Source organism: Neobacillus sp. DY30 (genome assembly GCF_030123065.1).
Taxonomy (GTDB): Bacteria; Bacillota; Bacilli; order Bacillales; family Cytobacillaceae; genus Neobacillus.
On the sequence record NZ_CP126093.1, the window covers coordinates 1308169 to 1324513 of the forward strand.

Consider the following 16345-nt stretch of genomic DNA (forward strand, 5'->3'; position numbering starts at 1 on the left):
TATGCGTAAATCATGGGACGAATACTTCATGGATATTGCGTTCATGGTAGCGGAAAGGTCGACGTGTAGTAAGTTGCACGTCGGCTGTGTCCTCGTGAAAGATAATCGGATTATCTCAACGGGCTATAACGGCTCAATACGAGGACATGAACATTGTACGGACGTCGGCTGTCTGCTTAACGAAGAAGGACGCTGCATACGCACCATACATGCAGAACAAAACGCAATCTTGCTGGCGCTAACTTCATCGGAGGGATCGACGGCTTATGTAACGCATGAACCTTGCGAAAATTGTACGAAACTACTAAATCAAGCGGGTGTTAAGCGCGTCGTTTACGCTAATTCGTATAAGAACGCAAGGAATAGCGAGTTTATGCTCGGAATAAACTCCGAATTATTTACGCGATGAATGTCCGAAAAAGAAACCTAACGCGACATTATAAGTAAGATGGCGGTAGCCAAACGCTTCGCGTAAGCGACGGTTATCGCCCGCCAATTAAACCGGAGGTGTTATCGTTGAGATCATTATCGTATATCGTAGCCGGATTTATCACTACATTAGCAATTTCGCAGAGCATAGGCGTTCCTTCCGCAGCCCTTTTCCTCATTGCGGTAGCTGGAATCGTAGTAACTAACGAAAGCGAGGCGAAGTAATTAATGGGATTCTTCGGAATAAACGCAAAGAACGAAGAGCAAAAAGCAGCAATGCAGGCGCTAATCAATAAAAAGCCTTTCACGTTTTTAACAGGTCCGGCAGGCAGCGGTAAGACACTTGTAGCTCAGGCGGTTGGGCTCGAACGAACAATTGACCGCCCAAAATATCGCAAAATGATTTACACACGTTTGCAAACGCAAGTCGGAATGGATATCGGTGCATTACCTGGTGACTTAAACGAAAAGACTTATCCGTTTATCGCACCGTTCATGGATAACCTCGAAGTGATGAGCGAAAAGGCGAACGAGATAAAGCGGTTTTTAACGGAAGGTGACGAAGATAGACGAAAAGTTTTCTTTGACTCAATACAAACTATCCGCGGGCGATCACTTAATTTTACCTACGTAATGTTTGACGAAATTCAGAACGTCGATATTCATACTATCTCAGCGCTTGCAACACGACCGGGGATGGACGCAAAGTTTGTGTTTCTCGGAAACTTTTCGCAGATAGATAATCCGAGGTTACGTTCTACTCAAAATAACGGGTTATACAAGTTACTTAACGGTCTTTATGAGAAAGGCGCTCATCAATATTTCGATCATATTAACTTAAGGGAAACACAGCGTCACCCAGTAGTCGAGGTAGTCGAGGATATACTTCGGAACAATGAAATGCCGAAGGAATTCGCAGAGTTGGAAGCACGCGGTAACATCGCAGGGCCGTTAGAATGGTAATCGCGTTCCTATTCGGAGGTCTTTGCGGGGCGTTGGTGATGGCGATAGTGGCGGCGGACTCTTATCGAAAGGGCTACGAGGATGGCAAGTACCGCCATTCTTGAAACATATTGCGACGATAAAAGGAGATAGAAATTAAATGAAAGTAATAAAAGTAGATGTACTTAAAATCAAAGTGGTAGAAGGAAAAATGACATCCGATGAACCATTTAAAGTATTTTGGATTGCAGGATTATAACGTCATCTTACGAATCATTATCCGACAATAAAAGGAGGTATTACGATGAGCCAGCCTTTTGAATATTCGCAGATATTTTATAACGAAGTCATCTACTACTTGGAAACGAAATGGCAGCGCAGACTAACCGATCACGAAAAGCACGTATTAATCGAAGGTTACCGCTTTGGACGCCTGACCGAAGCAGAAAATGAGATACGCATACTGGAGGCGAAATAATGCCGTTCTATACTTTCAATTGTACGCAATGTGACACGCAAAAAGACGAACTGGTCCCGATGGGAACAGAATCTACAACCTGCACCACTTGCGGAGAGCCAACGGTCAAGCAGCCGAGCTACCGATTCAGCGCAACGGGCCTACCTAACGGTTTTTCTATGACTCGAAGTCAATCACGTAATAACACGAAGTGAAAGGAATGATACGCATGAAAAAGAAGGCGGTCGCAGTCGTCACAGCCGTCGCACTGGCCGGAGGTATCTACGCCGGAAGCTATTTGACGAAACCAAACGAAACTGTCACGCCAGTTCAACACGAAGCGAAAGCGGTCTACGTCGACAAGCAAGCGGTCATTAACGCACTGTCCACCAAGGCGCAAATCGTCGGCCTGACCGGCAAGGTTTCGAAAACGATCACGTATAAAGACAACGCTTGGTATGGCGACAAAACGTATAAGCTGGCGGCAACCGGCACGTTTAAGCTCGGAGTTGATACTAGCGACATCATTATCACAACGCATGGCAACACGGTCAACGTCAAGTTTCCGCAGCCGAAGATTATCAGCGTTGACATTCCGTTTGACAAGGCGGAACTAAGTAAAGACGTCAGCTGGACGCGGAAGGACATAAGCGAGGCGGAGCTCCAGGCGATGTTCGGCAAAGCACGTACGGGAGCAGTCGACGATATCAAGCGCAATAGGCAGGCGTTTGAGAAGGCGGGCGATAGTGTAGAGCGGACGATTGAGGCGTTGATTGAGTCGGTGGAAGGCGTAGAGGACGTGGAGTTCGAACGATGAGTTATCTCATGATTCACACGATCCGCCGCCTAATGTGCGACAAGTTTTCGGTTCTATGTACGATTGAAGAATTAAACGCGAAACAAGAACGGGAGGACGAACGAATGAAAGTAAACGTTAGAATTAAAAAAGCAGCACCCGACGTCAACCTACCGAAATACCAGTCGGACATGGCAGCAGGCTTCGATATTGAGGCATACATCAGCACACCAGTTGTCATTCCGATAGGCGAGCGCAGATTAATCGGAACGGGCTTGCATTTCCAACTACCGCCGGACTTCGAATTACAATTACGGCCACGCTCGGGATTAGCGCTTAAACACGGAATAACTTTAACGAATGCTCCTGCGACTATCGATGCGGACTTCACTGGCGAAGTAAAGGTGATCGTAGAGAATCGCGGTAATGCACCGTTTGTCGTCGAAAATGGCATGCGTATATGTCAGGGCGTAATCAACAAAGTCGAGAAGGCGCAATTTAGCATCGTCGAGGAATTATCGGAAACAACGCGAGGAGCCGGTGGGTTTGGGTCGACTAGCGTATGACAATGGACGAATGCAAGCAGGCGATTAAGGCGTGTATCGACGCAGAACTTGCGAAAGGTACACGCAAAGCTAACATCGAAATCGAGTTGATTCACTTTATTAAGCGTGAGTTATACAAGGACTAGGAGGACGAATATGTACGATTTAAGCAAATTACCGCAACGAGATTGGAACAAAACGTTAGAACATGAGGAAGTTTATCGCGGAAAGACATTACGCATTTATTCCGTCGCACCTCAAGCGCATATCATAGGTGTAACCCAGCCGGTCGGAATGCTCGAAGGATACTCGGCTGACGCAATTCTAGTTAAGGCTTTCGAAAAGAATTATAAAACTCCGTCAAAACCTGGCGTTGTTGATAAGTATGGATTCGAGCAAATGCACGGTGAGCCACTCGAATTAGTTTCGTTTCAATACGAATGTATCTTTGATCGCGCAACTGAGGCGGAAATGAACCGGTACCGTCACAACTCAAAAAACTACGAATCTAGTCGTTATGTTGACCCGTTCAAGCACGGACTGACTGTCGTATTCCCCGACGATTGTGTAACGGATGAGCAGAAATTCGATTTTATGCACGATGTTGTTCTAGAAGCTTTCTTTAGGTATACCGACGCCATTCTCGATAACGGCGCAAAGAAGCAGGCAGCGCGGCGCAGGCTAGGAACCTATCAAGCAGTCGAATCAGTATTCTCGATTAACCTACGCTCTCTTTGGCACATGGCTCGCCAACGTTCTGCGGAGCTATCTCCAAATGGAAAAGAAGCCGAACCACAAATCGGGGATGTAATGACGCAAGCAGTTTACGCAATCGAGCCGTACTTACCTAGATTCTACGGTACGCTACTCGAGCAAATCGGAAAGGGCTATCGTTAATGAAACGTTGAACGAAAATATGACATAAATAGGAGATGCTAAAATGCCTAGAAAGAAACGAAATATGAAAGATATGTTTGAAGAATTTGACCAAATTAGTTCAAATGTCAAAGCGTTAAGTGGAATAGTACAAAATCAAGGTACAACTGTATCCGATGAATATTTGATGGAATGGATTGATTCGGTAAATGGTCAGATTAACCAGCTAAATTCACTGAAGGAAGATGTTGTTAGGTTCTATCAAGATTAACGTCGCAATACGGTGAAATTGCGACGTAAAGGAGTGAACATTATGTACAAAGAAGTTAAATGTCCTGCTTGTAAAGGCAAAGGGTTTTTCTTCAATGATAGCAAAGGTTACGAAGAAGAGTGTCTTACTTGTAATGGGACAGGAAAAGAGTATTCTACAATGTGTTGAACCAAATTGTGACGTATAGGAAGGGAGAATTAACCTTGAAAAAGTACAGAATTGAGATTAGTCAAAATGGATGGGAATACACAGGTTACGCACTTGTTAAATGCAACGAATTAAAGAAAATTGCTAATAAAAAAGTAGTGGCAGATGGTATTGAAATTGAGTTTGACGAAGAAGTAGGAGATATAAAAGAAGTCGAAATGAAAGAAAACTTTGATTGGTAATTATGTCGCATTACGATGCTATGTTGAACCAAAAGACGACATAACAAGGCGGTGAAAAAATGAAGGTTGTTCCAAGACGTTTTGCTTGTAAAAATTGCGGAAGAAAAACTTATAACTGGTATGAAAAGTGTTTAGATTGTAAAACTGAAAATTCTATCGGCGTGGTCGAAACAACTGATGAAATAAGGAAACAAGCTAGGCAATTCCTAGAGTCTTTGCCGAAAACAGAACTAATCGCTTTACTGGAAGAAGCAGGATTTGAAGTGGTTGAAGGTACTGGAAAAGTTATTTTTACAGATAAAGTAATTAAATCTAAACCTAAATATATCGGTACAATAGAAGGCACTTTCGAAGATAAAAGATAGTCACATTTCGAATTAATAGCTTAGCACAAAACACAACGAGGTGATAACATCGGGGTTTTAACAACTACGTTAACAGCATTCGCAATCATGACGCAATTACTAACGCAAGCAAACGCACCACACGAAATGCCGGTCGTACTCGCACCGGAGCCCGTCGTAGTCGAAGCGCCGGCACCGGAATGGCATACGTTCGAGGCAACGGCTTATGTCGCTCTCTGTGACACGGGCTGCACCGGAATCACTAAGACCGGCATTGACGTCCGCAATACTACTACGCATAAAGGCAAGCGAGTTATCGCCGTTGATCCTTCGGTTATTCCGTTAGGCTCATCGGTCGAGATTCGGCTGGCAGACGGCTCAACTTTCGAAGCAACAGCGCAAGATACCGGAGGGAACATTCGCAATAATCGCATAGACTTACTGGTATCAACGGAAGACGAGGCGTGGCAATTCGGAAGGCAAACGGTTGAAATACGAATAATGGAGGCGGAATAATGACGAGAACATTTCACGGCAAGCAGTTAAAGATAGGCGGCGCCATCTACACGGTAAACGAGGTTGACGGACTGCTCCGCAAGCTAAGCATGTACGGCAACGTAGATTTCAGCGATTGCATTATCCAGATTGACGCCGACATGTCCGAAGAGCGCAAGGAGCAGACGATCATTCACGAAATGTTACATGCGACTCATTTCGAGGCGGGCTACAGTCCGGAAGAGCAGGACGAGGACATGATTAACCGTGTGGCCAACGTATTACACCAGGTCATCGTAGATAATATCGATATTCTTGCGACACCGGACGAAGAGGAAGCGATTGAAGGCGACCCAATTAAGAAAGCATTGGAGGAGTTGTACTGATGAGCAAGACGCATGTAATTGACGGAGTGACTTACGCTGAGGTCGATGGGCAAGCGGAAGTCGGGGATTACGTAATTATAAAGTCAAACGGCGTAATAACAAAGGTAATCGACCGTGGGGACTTCGGCATATTTTACAGCGAAGGTAAGCCCGGTATTTTAGACCACGGATATAAAGTACTTGAACCACTAACGAGTAATCCAGACATCCACGACCTTCTCGCAAATCTAGCCCGCCGAGTCGAGTACCTCGAAAGAAAAGCGTCGTCACTCGAGCAACAACTCCGCGACACACAAGGTAATTGCGAAAAGTTAGCGGAGGAACTGGCGACGGTTAAGCATCAAAGCGCGCCGAAGGAAGTCGAAGTCGTCACATTCGAAAAGTTTCTCGATTCGATTGCGGACAAAGTTGCGGAAAGGCTGGTCGGGCAAGCCCGAAAGGAGGGCGTCCGATGAAGCACACGATCACAGTTAATCGCGAAGTGTCCGTCGTCAAAATCGCCCTAACCGGCAAAATGCGTTCTGGCAAGGACACCGTCGCCCAGCACTTGTATATCAAATACGGATTCAGCACGGTAGCATTCGGAGACGCGCTAAAAAAGAATGCACACGCCACCTTTCCGTGGGTCAGCGAATTCAGCAAGCCGCGAGCGCTGTATCAGACTTACGGGCAACTTATGCGCGAGATCGAGCCGGACGTATGGATTAAGCACGCAGAGCGAGCGGTCAAAGGTGCGATTGACTTCCGTGCGGGTATCGGCGACGAGCAGGTCGGCGTTGTGATTACCGACGTCCGCCAGCAAAACGAGGTAGATTGGTGTCGCAAAAATGGCTTTACTTTGATTCGTGTGGTAGCACCCGATGACGTAAGAATCGGTCGAGCGATTGCTGCCAACGACGATTTCAGCGCTCATGATTTAAGTCACGAGACAGAGTTAGCTATAGATTCGTTTGACGTTGATTTCACAGTCATTAACGAAGGAAGTATCGATGAACTAAAATGCCAAATAGACGAGATTCTATTAAATATCAAGGGGGTAGATACTTTTGGAAAGCTGGCTTAGTCTTAAAGGCGTTGTCCCTGAAGGCGGTCGTTACGAGGTTTCAGACCAAGGAAGAGTAAGGAATCTCGAAACAGGTAGGATTCTAAAACCGGCTAAAGGAAGTCATGGGTACCACATGGTCAGTTTGTGTAGCAATGAGTCCAAAAATAAGTATCTAGTCCATCGGCTGATAATGCTTGCATTTGTACCGCAGCCAGAAGGTAAAACGGTAGTGAATCATTTTGACGGGGATAAATTGAACAACTCAATTTCGAACTTAGAGTGGGTTGATTACACAGAAAATAATAAACACGCTTGGACTACTGGGTTAATGGATCGAGAAATCCATAGAAAGGCAGTCTCTCAAAACGGGAAAATCACCGGACCAATGACAATAAAATACGCACAAGAAGCGAACAAAAAACCTGTAACTCAGTTTGATTTAGACGGGAATGTACTGAATATGTTCAGTTGTGCTAGAGAAGCCCAAGTAGTTACTGGCGTTCCGCACCAGACGATATCTAGGCAATGTGTAAGTGACGCGTGTAAAAAATTAAGGTTCTATAATTTCTATTTTAGATTTACTCACAAAAAATAAACGGAGTGAAATAGGCAATCACTCCGCTATTGGACCGAAATAGTCCTTCGACTCCATTTCGAATCCGCGCCACCTGACGCCGTTCTGATCCTCCCAGCCAATGTCGGCAAACTTGGCCGGAAGGTCGGCGCCAGTCAACGCCAACTTAGCAACGATTTCCTTGCCCGCCTTTGTGCCGAGATATCCGCGCTTGTCTATCTTAACGGCGCTAGCGTTCGGCACCTTGGCGAGCTCCTGTTTCGCAAGCCCTATCCGCTTATTTTCGACGTCTACGCTAATCACGACGTACTGATATGCGCTGAGCTTTAATTCGGTCATAGCGGCGCGAGAGACACGTAAACGGCGCTGTACGTCGATGGTCAGCGATGAGCCTCCGTGTTTGGCGAGTTTTAAGGGTTCAAACGGCATATTAACACGCCCAATCTTCGAATGTTTTAACGATATTATAACGCAACAAATACGAAACATGCAAATACAACCTAAAAAACGCCCTTTAGGACGCTTTAAATTTCTTCAACTCGATCGACTCGTTTTATGAATTCGATTGCGTTTTCTAAAATTGAGAAATCGATTTTCTGTACTTCATCTGAATTTTGGTAGTAATAAACAGCAAGCTCTTTTAGTTCTTTTTCATTAATGACACATTCGCTGTCTATAGTTTCCCAATTATCGTAAGACGAAGTTACTTTAAATTTTCTCATTACAATCACTCCTGTTTTGTTTTTGTACCTTTATTATAACCGTTTTGAAAAACGAAAGTCAATCGAAAAGTTAAACGAAAATAATAACGCAAAATGAACGAAAAAATCAGGGAGGTTAGCAAATGAACGTATTAAGTCTTTTTGACGGGATGAGCTGCGGACAGGTTGCGTTAGAGCGCGCCGGTATTAAAGTAGATAAGTATTTTGCTAGCGAGATAGAGCCTAGCGCTATTGCCGTTACACAAAAGAATCACCCTAGCACAGTCCAACTAGGCGACGTTAAGGGGATTAAAGCGTCTGATTTACCGAAAATCGATTTGTTAATCGGTGGCAGTCCTTGTCAGGGGTTCAGCAGGGCGGGGAAGCAACTTAATTTTGACGATCCCAGAAGTAAATTGTTCTTTGAATACGTAAGACTTCTCAATGAAATCCGAATAGTAAATCCAGATGTAATGTTTTTACTCGAAAATGTGAAAATGCGAAATGAGTGGAAGGAAGTTATTACTGAGTATTTAGGCGTTCAACCCATCGAAATTAATAGCAAACTGGTAAGCGGACAGAACAGGCCTAGGCTTTACTGGACGAATATACCTGGAGTTAGCCTACCGCAGGATAAAAAGGTAATGCTTTCAGATGTTTTAGATAGTGAAAGTGCTGCTGTTCTCGACTATGACGAACTTAACGATATTTACTTCGATAAAACTATATCCGAAAAATCAAAGAGCCTGGTCAGCAGAGTGGACGGTGAAATTAGGATAAATCAGACAACAATTCTAGGCTATATCGTAGCAGAAGACGGTGACGGAGTTAACCTTTCATTCCCGACAAGTAAAAGTCGTAGAGGTCGCGTTATTAAAGGAAAATCTTCTACGCTAGATCGTGTTTGTAATATCTGCGTGTTGCAGGGAAATGTTATCCGCCGACTTTCTATTTCGGAATTAGAAAAGCTGCAATGCTTACCTGTAGGTTATACGGAAGGAATTAAAGAAAAGGATCGGATGGGAGCTATCGGTAACGGCTGGACTGTAGATGTAATCGCGCATATTTTCAGAGGGCTGAGGTAATCGGTCGAGCGGAGCAAGATTCCGCAAGAGTTATGCGAACATATTGTAATGATTTCGACTATTTAATCGAATTACAACGAAATTAGACGAAAGGGGCGAATTTGATGAGCGAGCGACACTTGGCCGAATTGGAACGTTATAAAAAAGCGTTGGAATTTTACGCCGATAAACAGAATTACATGAGAGAGTATGGAGTTGATGGTCTTCCTTACCTAGATAAACCGACGCCAATACAAAAAGACGGCGGAAAGACGGCGCGAAATGTATTGGAGGCGAACTAATGGGCGCAGTTAAAATCGACACACAGGCAAAAGAACGGTCACTCGAAGCGAAATATCCAGCGCTCGACTCACCGGCCAACCTACGCATCCTCCTATCGGACTACCACGCGCTGATAAATAGGCAATATCAGGGCGACTATGACGCGGTGGTTCTGCTCGCTGACCTATCGACGGCAATCGAAATGGCGCAGCTAACCGGCCGCCAACGGCAAGCACTACGCCTGGTCTACGAGGAAGACTTGACGCAGGAAGAGGCGGGCAAGCGGCTCGGGATTGGTCGACGAGCGGTCGGCTATCACGTTGAGGACGCGATCAATGCAATTTCGGAGGTTTACTGGTATTGGAGTCGGCACGGCGAAGGATATACGGTAAATACGATAAAGGAGGACGTAGTTTATGAGAATAACGCTATATGAGGACGAAATTAAGGACGCAATAATTCGGGAACTCTACGATAAGGTCGGAAAACTGAGTATTAGCCGAGAAGATATTCGCCTTCAAGACGCAGGTATCGGCCAACTTAAATTAATCGCAGAAATTGACGTGGAGGCGGAATGATGACGAATAAACTAACGCAACTTGAGAACGAAGTAAGGCACGACTTTAAAAACGGAGGTCCACTCGTTTGGACTTCCGCTAAAGAACAACCGAAGCAATCGGACTTGGTGTACGTTGACGGCGGTATCTTTAATTATAAGACGGACAAACACGGAGACATTCCGCCGGAACAAATACTCGTAGTTACTTCTGAAGATAGAAAGAGGAGAGTAAACGAAATAATAGCCGAAAATCCTAGCGTAGATATTAATCGATTGGCTGACGTGTTGCTGTACGACAAACTATATAATCCCAGCTTAACGAAAATGCAAGACGAGGAGTATCCGATTATGAGTGAGCGCCAGTTTGATCGGCGAGAAAGTCGCGAGGTAAAATCCACGAATGGTATGGACGGGAATGCTGCGGATGGGAAGGACCACGGAAGACCGACGAGAAGAGAGCGTAGTGGATACGAAAATAGATTCGTAGATAAGAAAGCCAGGATACGTAACAAGGAGCGAAAGAAAGAGTATCACGAATTTACAAAGGTCCAGCCTGTGATAAAGACGCGATATTTTTCGAGTTAGTACGGACTATATTGCGAAGGGATACGATATTTTAAGCGGTTTTGTGTACTTACGTATAGAGGGGCTAATACGATACTTTTGCCGCTCAGTTGTCCTTATTAGTGAAGGGATCTTTTTAACAGTGGGCGCTTCGGCGCTTGCTGACGAAAGGGGAACGAATTAATTGACGAAGAAATTAGCGGTAAATCTCGAATAGGAGGAATAATCATGGTTCGTGAAATTGTTGGTTGGGTAAATCGTGAGGATAGGTTGTTTGCTAAACAGATTACAAATGGGGTTGCAGGAACTGCAGGCGAGCATGTGTATTTCAAGCCACAAGGAGTGGCGGATGCGGTTATGGCTACAAGGGTAAGTAAATGTATTTTACCTATCGATTTTAAATCCGAGTTTAAAGATACCTGGACAATGGATGCACCGAACGGTAAGAAAGTAAATAGTTTTTTCTGTGGAGCAGGTGGTTTTGATTTAGGCTTTATTCGTGCTGGATACGATGTAGCTGGGGCATGGGATTTCGATGAATACGCTGTACAATCTTACCGCCACAACATCGGAGATCACGTTCAGAAAGCGGATGTATCCAAAATGAAAGGCGAGGATATTCCAAAGACAAATGGATGGTTATTTGGATTTCCTTGTCAAGATATCTCGAGTGCCGGCAGACAGTCCGGGATGATTAAAGGTGTAACTCGTTCAGGACTGTTTTATGAGGTCATGCGGCTACTGGGCGAGGTCGAAGAAAAACCTGAGTGGATTTTAGCAGAAAATGTAAAGGGGGTTAGCAAGTTAAGTTCAATAATCCAAGAAGAATACAGCAAAGTCGGGTACACATTAGTTTCACCTCAATTATATAATACTAAATTTTGGAGGCTGCCGCAAAAAAGAGAAAGATATTTCCTATTGGGCATTAGGAAAGATGTGCGTAAATCGTTTAATTTTCCGGAACAATCTACAGAATTTATCCCTGAATTAGGTAGTGTCTTAGAAACGGAGGTAGATAAAAAATATCATATCAATGCTCAGAAATCGGCGGAGATTATTGGTCATGCTGATGGATGTGATTTAACGAAATACTATGTCCGTAAGCTAACACCAAGGGAATTTGCTAGATTACAAGGTTTTCCAGAGTCATACGAGCAAGTCGTTTCAGATAGTCAATTTTATAAGCAAATGGGCAACGCCGTAAGTGTTAATGTCGCGTACGCCATAGCAAAAGCGATAGATGATCAGTTATAAAAATAGAAAATCGTAAATAAGTGAGGAGATTCTTATGAAGCATAATATCGTATTCGAAAGCTGGTACAACTCAGAGGACTACGGTATAAGGGTACTTGTTAACGGTAAAGCAGTGTCAGAGGATATCACAGTGCTTCCCGAAGAGACTGTAGGCGATGTACTTCGCGAGCTAGGTATTGACTTTGAAATGTCATTTCGTGACGAAGAAGATTACCACAAGTAACAATACAATTCAACGAAACTATCACGCTCGCTTCGGCGGGCTTTTTATTATGAGGAGGAATATTAATGAGTAACGCAATCCAAAAGTATTACGATCCAGAAACAGGCAAAACGATTGTTTACGCCGACATCGAAGAAGTGTCCGTTGTTCCCCGCGACGAACTCGAACAGTGGCGCGAAGCAAAGAAACGGAAAGAAGCATCAGAACGCGGCCCTATCCGATATTATGTCAATTGCTACCACGATAAGGTAGCGGAATTAAACGACCTGCTCGACGTTAATGAACTAGGCGCCTTAATGAAGTTATTGCCGTATTTACGCATGAATACTGGCGGACAGCTTTATAGCGGTAAAGAACGCATGACTACGAAACTCGCTGCGAAGGCAATCGGAAAGAGTGAGCGCCAAACTATCCGGCTTATTAATAGGATGGTCGAAGTCGGTGTCATGTCAAAAGAGCGCGAAGGTCGCACCGTCGTCTACTGCGTTAACGAGGAATATCATTCGATAGGCAAGTACGTTCGCGACACGTTCTATACGAAATTATACCAGGTTAAAACACGCACGGACATCGCAAAGATTTCGATTCAGACGGCCGGAATCCTTTACAAAATGCTGCCGTTCTTTAATTACGCGCACTATTACCTCAGCATTAATCCGGAGGAAACGGACGAAATGAAGATTACGCATATGTCGCACCGTCAATTTGCGGACCTGGTAAACGTCGATCGTGACCTCGTAAACAAAGCGATGAAGGAGTTAATATCGCACGGATTTATTATGTCGCTGCAGTCATATGGCGGACAGTTGTATCGAATTAATCCCGACGTGATGTTCCGCAAAAAGGTCGATTATGACGAGTTGACCGAGTTTGTGCGTATGCAATTCGAGCAAGCTAAGCGAGGCGTTAGTCAGACGCAGGTGGATATCGAAGACCTTCCGTTTTAGGAGTGGCGGTAATATGTCATTCTAACGGCGATTTTGGCGGTAATATGTCATAGTTCAGAAGTGCCTTCAGCCCTACGGAGAGTAAGCGCGAAGGCACTTTTTGACGTCTAAAGCCTCTTTTCTTATAGGAACCTGCGCCTCACTAAGTACGTTCGGCGCCACGACTATCTATTCTTTTAAGGATATGCGATAAAGGATATTGCAATGTAGTAGGACGGCGCCAGCCGGACTACAACGCTTTTAAGAAGTCGTAAGACTTCACGCCTATGAATGCGGAATGTTATCGCTAAATACTTCCATTTTACGCATTAGTACGGTCTATAGTATGAACGGAAGAAATCGGAAGTCACATATTATGGGCTTATCACGCCCACCAAACGAAAGGAGGACGGAATCATGGCGAAGAAACTATCGGAACTACAAATCGCAGCCGTCGAATTCCTGGCGCTACCCAAACGCGGAGGCCTAACGTATGAGCAAATCGCCGAGAAAGTCGGAGTGACTGACCGTACATTGCGTGATTGGCGCAAGGACGACGCATTTAACGAAGAGCTAAAACGCCAAGTAGTGCGGAATACACTCGACAGATTGCCGGAAATCATGGCGTCTACAGCGGATCATATTATTAATGACGGTAACGCTGCGATGTTCAGAACGCTACTGCAGGCGCATGGAATGTTAACGGATAAGGTCGAAATTGATTCGAAGGGTAACGGAAGTGCGGCCGACATTGATACGATGAAGGCGGAGATTGAGCGTATGAGGGCGAACAGGAAAGACGATAAGTAATCGGAAGCACTCCGTATATTGCGTTTACTTATATAAGAAGAAACTCGGTAATTATTGCGGATAAGGATTCCGAATGGTTCCGATAGAGGCTCCGTTTAGCTATCGCTTGCGACCAGCACAGCCCGTTCTGCGCGCGACCCTCTCATCGCTTTGTCGAATAAGCGCCGATCAACCGAACATGAGCCGTAGTTCACTTATGCAGTAATTACGGGCAATAATCGGAGCTGCTGGCGTATAAATGGCGGTATATCAACGATGTATAAAGGATTGCATATCGATATTATTTACGCAGCGTATAAACGTTGGTATGGCGCGGTTGTGATATTAGTTAATTGCGTATAATCGTTATTTTACGCAGTTTTGTTGCGTATTTATGCAGACGTATACAGCGCGATATTCGACGCGGATATGTCGAAATAGGGGGGGGCGGAGGTCAAAGCGCCAGCTCGGCTCCAAGCCGTTTTAAAATCCGCATATCAAAAAATCACTTTGGCCTGCCGTATGCCTAGCGGTGGGCCATTCGCATTTTATTCGAAAGGAGGGCGGCCATCATCGCATGGGTTAATAATCGCTGGCTTAATCGCAAAGAACGTAAGGAATTAATCGATATATTCACGGACTATTTAAGCGCACTGGACGACCGTTACGGCGACGACCTGCCCTCCGATGTGATTGCGGACTACTTCGAGAAATCAACGGAGCTCGAGCGCCTAAATCGCATTCATCGTTGCGAGGGAAATCTGCTCGAATTCTCCATCGAATACTTTTCGGAAGCGCGCAATCCGGAAAATGACGGAAACTGGGACGGCTTTGACATAGCTTGCGTAGAGGAAGCGCCGACATTCCATCGCGAAATTACGGACATTATGAACGTGGTTTCGACCGAGCAAGTTAACGCAAAGATAGCGGCAGCTGCACCCCGAAGCCACGCAAAAAGCACATACTTATCGAAGGCTTTCCCGGTCAGCGAAATCGTTTACCGCAAACGCCGTTACACGATTATCATATCGGAAACGCCGGCAGTTTCGAAGGCCAACATGGAATGGATTCGCAATCAATTGAAATATAACGCCAAGCTTCGCGAGGACTTTGGCCCGTTATTGTCGCCGAAAGATCAGGCGAATATTACCGACAACTCCGAAGCATTTATCGCATGGTATCAAGACGGCGAAAGTCGCAGACAGATAGCGCTAGTCGAAGCGGCGTCGACCGGTCAGGCGCTCCGTGGACGTAACTGGAACGGAACGCGGCCGGACTTAATCGTCTGTGATGACTTGGAGGACGCAAGGCCAGGCGGTAACGCAAGTACGCCGGAGCAACGGTCGAAATTACGCGATTGGTTTAGCCAGACGGTAATGCCGTTAGGTGATCCGAAGGGCAAGCGGACGGCTTTCGTAATAATGGGCACCACAGTGCATATATCGAGCCTTCTTATGCACGTTCTTACTGAGCGGTCTGACTTCAGTACCAAGATATATCGCGCCATTATTACCAATCCTGAACGCGGAGACTTATGGGAAAAATGCCGTTTGATTTATATTGAACGCGAAAACAAGAACCGAAAACAAGACGCCGAAAAATTTTATAAAGATAACGAAGAAGAAATGCTTAGAGGATGTGCGGTTCTTTGGCCACAGGTACAACCGATACTTAAATTAATGATGTGGAAATGGGATAACGGATCGAAGGCATTTAATACGGAATATCAAAATAACCCTATTGACGAAGACTCGATGATTTATAATCCCGAGACTTTCACTTATTGGAATGTTCTTAATATAAATCCAGCCGATTATTTTATCTCGCTGGGTGTCGATTTCGCTTTCGGGAAACAAAATGGTGACTTTTCAGCAATATCAGTTATTGCAAGACACAAAGAAACTGGAATCATTTATGTGGTTGATTCGTATGTACAACGTATAGTAATTGATAAGTTTTTTGATGTTATTGTCGAAAAAGTATTACACTGGCAACCGGATGTAGTGGCGGCGGACTCAAACGCTGCACAGGAATTTATGGCAAAGCACTTAAGTAAGCGTCTGATAACTGAGGGATATCCAGCAACCACAAGACTGAAAGAAATAAAGAACAGAACGCGAAAAGAGTTACGAATTGAAGCGATGAAACCAGATATAGAAAACGGAACAATTCGTTTTAACAGAAAGTTCGCGGAAATGATCGACCAATTTGAAAGATACGACGGCAGAGGCGGTTATTTCGATGATGCACTAGATTCCTTGCAAATGTCGATTGCTGTAGCCGTGAAAGCAGATAAACGAAAAGCAGGAAACGCGGGCTCATATCGATATTAACACACTTGACCATCTAGGGTAGCTCCCGAAAAGCGAACTCCTACGCCTGGTGGTCAATCTTTACAAGGAGAAAACAATCAAAAGGGGACGGTTGTTATTAA

Annotated in this window: 29 protein-coding genes; 27 read left to right on the forward strand and 2 right to left on the reverse strand. The window is 44.8% G+C overall.

Features of this window, described 5'->3' with window-relative positions; genetic code table 11:
* Position 1: 1 nt before the first annotated feature.
* From QNH29_RS06310 to QNH29_RS06385, 17 genes are all read left to right on the forward strand, one after another.
* Positions 2 to 409: a deoxycytidylate deaminase gene (locus QNH29_RS06310; RefSeq protein ID WP_283863967.1), complete on the forward strand. Its 408-nt coding sequence runs from the start codon at positions 2 to 4 to the stop codon at positions 407 to 409.
* A 107-nt stretch (positions 410 to 516) separates the two neighbouring features.
* Positions 517 to 654 carry a hypothetical protein gene (locus tag QNH29_RS06315; protein ID WP_283863968.1) on the forward strand — a complete coding sequence of 46 codons (138 nt, stop codon included), beginning with the start codon at positions 517 to 519 and terminating at the stop codon, positions 652 to 654.
* A 3-nt stretch (positions 655 to 657) separates the two neighbouring features.
* On the forward strand, positions 658 to 1392 hold the full coding sequence (locus QNH29_RS06320; protein ID WP_283863969.1) for a PhoH family protein: 735 nt from the start codon (positions 658 to 660) through the stop codon (positions 1390 to 1392).
* 283 nt (positions 1393 to 1675) lie between these two features.
* Positions 1676 to 1849 carry a hypothetical protein gene (locus QNH29_RS06325; protein ID WP_283863970.1) on the forward strand — a complete coding sequence of 58 codons (174 nt, stop codon included), beginning with the start codon at positions 1676 to 1678 and terminating at the stop codon, positions 1847 to 1849.
* On the forward strand, positions 1849 to 2043 hold the full coding sequence (locus QNH29_RS30385) for a zinc ribbon domain-containing protein (protein WP_481858780.1): 195 nt from the start codon (positions 1849 to 1851) through the stop codon (positions 2041 to 2043). Before QNH29_RS06325 ends, QNH29_RS30385 begins: the two co-directional genes overlap by 1 nt.
* A 14-nt stretch (positions 2044 to 2057) precedes the next feature.
* Positions 2058 to 2645, forward strand: coding sequence for a DUF4230 domain-containing protein (locus QNH29_RS06330; RefSeq protein ID WP_283863971.1), 588 nt, complete (start codon positions 2058 to 2060; stop codon positions 2643 to 2645).
* A gap of 104 nt (positions 2646 to 2749) precedes the next feature.
* The gene (gene dut / locus QNH29_RS06335) at positions 2750 to 3190 is read left to right on the forward strand and encodes a dUTP diphosphatase (protein ID WP_283863972.1); all 441 of its coding nucleotides are present in this window, start codon (positions 2750 to 2752) and stop codon (positions 3188 to 3190) included.
* Positions 3187 to 3315: a hypothetical protein gene (locus tag QNH29_RS06340; RefSeq protein WP_283863973.1), complete on the forward strand. Its 129-nt coding sequence runs from the start codon at positions 3187 to 3189 to the stop codon at positions 3313 to 3315. Before dut ends, QNH29_RS06340 begins: the two co-directional genes overlap by 4 nt.
* Positions 3316 to 3325: 10 nt before the next feature.
* On the forward strand, positions 3326 to 4066 hold the full coding sequence (locus tag QNH29_RS06345; protein WP_283863974.1) for an FAD-dependent thymidylate synthase: 741 nt from the start codon (positions 3326 to 3328) through the stop codon (positions 4064 to 4066).
* Between the two features lie 43 nt (positions 4067 to 4109).
* Complete coding sequence (locus QNH29_RS06350; RefSeq protein ID WP_283863975.1) at positions 4110 to 4316, forward strand: hypothetical protein; 207 nt, start codon at positions 4110 to 4112, stop codon at positions 4314 to 4316.
* Between the two features lie 203 nt (positions 4317 to 4519).
* Positions 4520 to 4705 carry a hypothetical protein gene (locus QNH29_RS06355; RefSeq protein WP_283863976.1) on the forward strand — a complete coding sequence of 62 codons (186 nt, stop codon included), beginning with the start codon at positions 4520 to 4522 and terminating at the stop codon, positions 4703 to 4705.
* A 59-nt stretch (positions 4706 to 4764) separates the two neighbouring features.
* Positions 4765 to 5070 (forward strand): P-loop NTPase family protein, encoded by a 306-nt coding sequence (locus QNH29_RS06360; protein WP_283863977.1) that lies wholly within the window; start codon positions 4765 to 4767, stop codon positions 5068 to 5070.
* An 87-nt stretch (positions 5071 to 5157) separates the two neighbouring features.
* Positions 5158 to 5565: a 3D domain-containing protein gene (locus QNH29_RS06365; protein ID WP_283863978.1), complete on the forward strand. Its 408-nt coding sequence runs from the start codon at positions 5158 to 5160 to the stop codon at positions 5563 to 5565.
* Positions 5565 to 5930, forward strand: a complete 366-nt coding sequence (locus tag QNH29_RS06370; protein WP_283863979.1) for an ImmA/IrrE family metallo-endopeptidase — start codon at positions 5565 to 5567, stop codon at positions 5928 to 5930. Before QNH29_RS06365 ends, QNH29_RS06370 begins: the two co-directional genes overlap by 1 nt.
* Positions 5930 to 6385, forward strand: a complete 456-nt coding sequence (locus tag QNH29_RS06375; RefSeq protein ID WP_283863980.1) for a hypothetical protein — start codon at positions 5930 to 5932, stop codon at positions 6383 to 6385. Before QNH29_RS06370 ends, QNH29_RS06375 begins: the two co-directional genes overlap by 1 nt.
* Positions 6382 to 6993 carry a deoxynucleotide monophosphate kinase family protein gene (locus QNH29_RS06380; protein WP_283863981.1) on the forward strand — a complete coding sequence of 204 codons (612 nt, stop codon included), beginning with the start codon at positions 6382 to 6384 and terminating at the stop codon, positions 6991 to 6993. The genes QNH29_RS06375 and QNH29_RS06380 overlap by 4 nt, the downstream gene beginning before the upstream one ends.
* Positions 6977 to 7570 (forward strand): NUMOD4 domain-containing protein, encoded by a 594-nt coding sequence (locus tag QNH29_RS06385; protein ID WP_283863982.1) that lies wholly within the window; start codon positions 6977 to 6979, stop codon positions 7568 to 7570. The genes QNH29_RS06380 and QNH29_RS06385 overlap by 17 nt, the downstream gene beginning before the upstream one ends.
* An 18-nt stretch (positions 7571 to 7588) precedes the next feature.
* Here QNH29_RS06385 and QNH29_RS06390 read toward each other — a convergent pair whose 3' ends face one another.
* A complete protein-coding gene (locus QNH29_RS06390; protein ID WP_283863983.1) occupies positions 7589 to 7978 on the reverse strand; it encodes a hypothetical protein in 390 nt (129 codons plus the stop codon).
* A 95-nt stretch (positions 7979 to 8073) separates the two neighbouring features.
* Positions 8074 to 8271, reverse strand: coding sequence for a hypothetical protein (locus QNH29_RS06395; protein WP_283863984.1), 198 nt, complete (start codon positions 8269 to 8271; stop codon positions 8074 to 8076).
* Between the two features lie 122 nt (positions 8272 to 8393).
* On the opposite strand from QNH29_RS06395, the gene dcm reads away from it, so the two are divergent.
* From dcm to terL, 10 genes are all read left to right on the forward strand, one after another.
* Positions 8394 to 9335 carry a DNA (cytosine-5-)-methyltransferase gene (gene dcm / locus QNH29_RS06400; protein ID WP_283863985.1) on the forward strand — a complete coding sequence of 314 codons (942 nt, stop codon included), beginning with the start codon at positions 8394 to 8396 and terminating at the stop codon, positions 9333 to 9335.
* Positions 9336 to 9439: 104 nt separating this feature from the next.
* Positions 9440 to 9616, forward strand: a complete 177-nt coding sequence (locus tag QNH29_RS06405) for a hypothetical protein (RefSeq protein WP_283863986.1) — start codon at positions 9440 to 9442, stop codon at positions 9614 to 9616.
* Positions 9616 to 10032 (forward strand): sigma factor-like helix-turn-helix DNA-binding protein, encoded by a 417-nt coding sequence (locus QNH29_RS06410; RefSeq protein WP_283863987.1) that lies wholly within the window; start codon positions 9616 to 9618, stop codon positions 10030 to 10032. Before QNH29_RS06405 ends, QNH29_RS06410 begins: the two co-directional genes overlap by 1 nt.
* On the forward strand, positions 10013 to 10174 hold the full coding sequence (locus tag QNH29_RS06415; RefSeq protein ID WP_283863988.1) for a hypothetical protein: 162 nt from the start codon (positions 10013 to 10015) through the stop codon (positions 10172 to 10174). The genes QNH29_RS06410 and QNH29_RS06415 overlap by 20 nt, the downstream gene beginning before the upstream one ends.
* Complete coding sequence (locus tag QNH29_RS06420; protein ID WP_283863989.1) at positions 10171 to 10740, forward strand: hypothetical protein; 570 nt, start codon at positions 10171 to 10173, stop codon at positions 10738 to 10740. The genes QNH29_RS06415 and QNH29_RS06420 overlap by 4 nt, the downstream gene beginning before the upstream one ends.
* 207 nt (positions 10741 to 10947) lie before the next feature.
* Positions 10948 to 11973 carry a DNA cytosine methyltransferase gene (locus tag QNH29_RS06425; RefSeq protein ID WP_283863990.1) on the forward strand — a complete coding sequence of 342 codons (1026 nt, stop codon included), beginning with the start codon at positions 10948 to 10950 and terminating at the stop codon, positions 11971 to 11973.
* 34 nt (positions 11974 to 12007) lie between these two features.
* On the forward strand, positions 12008 to 12196 hold the full coding sequence (locus tag QNH29_RS06430; protein WP_283863991.1) for a hypothetical protein: 189 nt from the start codon (positions 12008 to 12010) through the stop codon (positions 12194 to 12196).
* Positions 12197 to 12261: 65 nt separating this feature from the next.
* Positions 12262 to 13143 (forward strand): hypothetical protein, encoded by an 882-nt coding sequence (locus QNH29_RS06435; protein WP_283863992.1) that lies wholly within the window; start codon positions 12262 to 12264, stop codon positions 13141 to 13143.
* A gap of 396 nt (positions 13144 to 13539) precedes the next feature.
* The gene (locus tag QNH29_RS06440; RefSeq protein WP_283863993.1) at positions 13540 to 13932 is read left to right on the forward strand and encodes a phBC6A51 family helix-turn-helix protein; all 393 of its coding nucleotides are present in this window, start codon (positions 13540 to 13542) and stop codon (positions 13930 to 13932) included.
* Positions 13933 to 15032: 1100 nt separating this feature from the next.
* Positions 15033 to 16244 (forward strand): phage terminase large subunit, encoded by a 1212-nt coding sequence (gene terL / locus QNH29_RS06445; protein WP_283863994.1) that lies wholly within the window; start codon positions 15033 to 15035, stop codon positions 16242 to 16244.
* Positions 16245 to 16345: the final 101 nt, after the last annotated feature.

Excerpts from the sequence above, each read along its gene's own strand:
- QNH29_RS06310 (WP_283863967.1), top strand. The coding sequence starts at position 2 with ATGCGTAAATCATGGGACGAATACTTCATGGATATTGCGTTCATGGTA.
- QNH29_RS06320 (WP_283863969.1), top strand. The coding sequence starts at position 658 with ATGGGATTCTTCGGAATAAACGCAAAGAACGAAGAGCAAAAAGCAGCA.
- QNH29_RS06325 (WP_283863970.1), top strand. The coding sequence starts at position 1,676 with ATGAGCCAGCCTTTTGAATATTCGCAGATATTTTATAACGAAGTCATC.
- QNH29_RS30385 (WP_481858780.1), top strand. The coding sequence starts at position 1,849 with ATGCCGTTCTATACTTTCAATTGTACGCAATGTGACACGCAAAAAGAC.
- QNH29_RS06330 (WP_283863971.1), top strand. The coding sequence starts at position 2,058 with ATGAAAAAGAAGGCGGTCGCAGTCGTCACAGCCGTCGCACTGGCCGGA.
- dut (WP_283863972.1), top strand. The coding sequence starts at position 2,750 with ATGAAAGTAAACGTTAGAATTAAAAAAGCAGCACCCGACGTCAACCTA.
- QNH29_RS06340 (WP_283863973.1), top strand. The coding sequence starts at position 3,187 with ATGACAATGGACGAATGCAAGCAGGCGATTAAGGCGTGTATCGACGCA.
- QNH29_RS06345 (WP_283863974.1), top strand. The coding sequence starts at position 3,326 with ATGTACGATTTAAGCAAATTACCGCAACGAGATTGGAACAAAACGTTA.
- QNH29_RS06350 (WP_283863975.1), top strand. The coding sequence starts at position 4,110 with ATGCCTAGAAAGAAACGAAATATGAAAGATATGTTTGAAGAATTTGAC.
- QNH29_RS06360 (WP_283863977.1), top strand. The coding sequence starts at position 4,765 with ATGAAGGTTGTTCCAAGACGTTTTGCTTGTAAAAATTGCGGAAGAAAA.
- QNH29_RS06365 (WP_283863978.1), top strand. The coding sequence starts at position 5,158 with ATGACGCAATTACTAACGCAAGCAAACGCACCACACGAAATGCCGGTC.
- QNH29_RS06370 (WP_283863979.1), top strand. The coding sequence starts at position 5,565 with ATGACGAGAACATTTCACGGCAAGCAGTTAAAGATAGGCGGCGCCATC.
- QNH29_RS06375 (WP_283863980.1), top strand. The coding sequence starts at position 5,930 with ATGAGCAAGACGCATGTAATTGACGGAGTGACTTACGCTGAGGTCGAT.
- QNH29_RS06380 (WP_283863981.1), top strand. The coding sequence starts at position 6,382 with ATGAAGCACACGATCACAGTTAATCGCGAAGTGTCCGTCGTCAAAATC.
- QNH29_RS06390 (WP_283863983.1), bottom strand. The coding sequence starts at position 7,978 with ATGCCGTTTGAACCCTTAAAACTCGCCAAACACGGAGGCTCATCGCTG.
- QNH29_RS06395 (WP_283863984.1), bottom strand. The coding sequence starts at position 8,271 with ATGAGAAAATTTAAAGTAACTTCGTCTTACGATAATTGGGAAACTATA.
- dcm (WP_283863985.1), top strand. The coding sequence starts at position 8,394 with ATGAACGTATTAAGTCTTTTTGACGGGATGAGCTGCGGACAGGTTGCG.
- QNH29_RS06405 (WP_283863986.1), top strand. The coding sequence starts at position 9,440 with ATGAGCGAGCGACACTTGGCCGAATTGGAACGTTATAAAAAAGCGTTG.
- QNH29_RS06410 (WP_283863987.1), top strand. The coding sequence starts at position 9,616 with ATGGGCGCAGTTAAAATCGACACACAGGCAAAAGAACGGTCACTCGAA.
- QNH29_RS06415 (WP_283863988.1), top strand. The coding sequence starts at position 10,013 with ATGAGAATAACGCTATATGAGGACGAAATTAAGGACGCAATAATTCGG.
- QNH29_RS06420 (WP_283863989.1), top strand. The coding sequence starts at position 10,171 with ATGATGACGAATAAACTAACGCAACTTGAGAACGAAGTAAGGCACGAC.
- QNH29_RS06425 (WP_283863990.1), top strand. The coding sequence starts at position 10,948 with ATGGTTCGTGAAATTGTTGGTTGGGTAAATCGTGAGGATAGGTTGTTT.
- QNH29_RS06430 (WP_283863991.1), top strand. The coding sequence starts at position 12,008 with ATGAAGCATAATATCGTATTCGAAAGCTGGTACAACTCAGAGGACTAC.
- QNH29_RS06435 (WP_283863992.1), top strand. The coding sequence starts at position 12,262 with ATGAGTAACGCAATCCAAAAGTATTACGATCCAGAAACAGGCAAAACG.
- QNH29_RS06440 (WP_283863993.1), top strand. The coding sequence starts at position 13,540 with ATGGCGAAGAAACTATCGGAACTACAAATCGCAGCCGTCGAATTCCTG.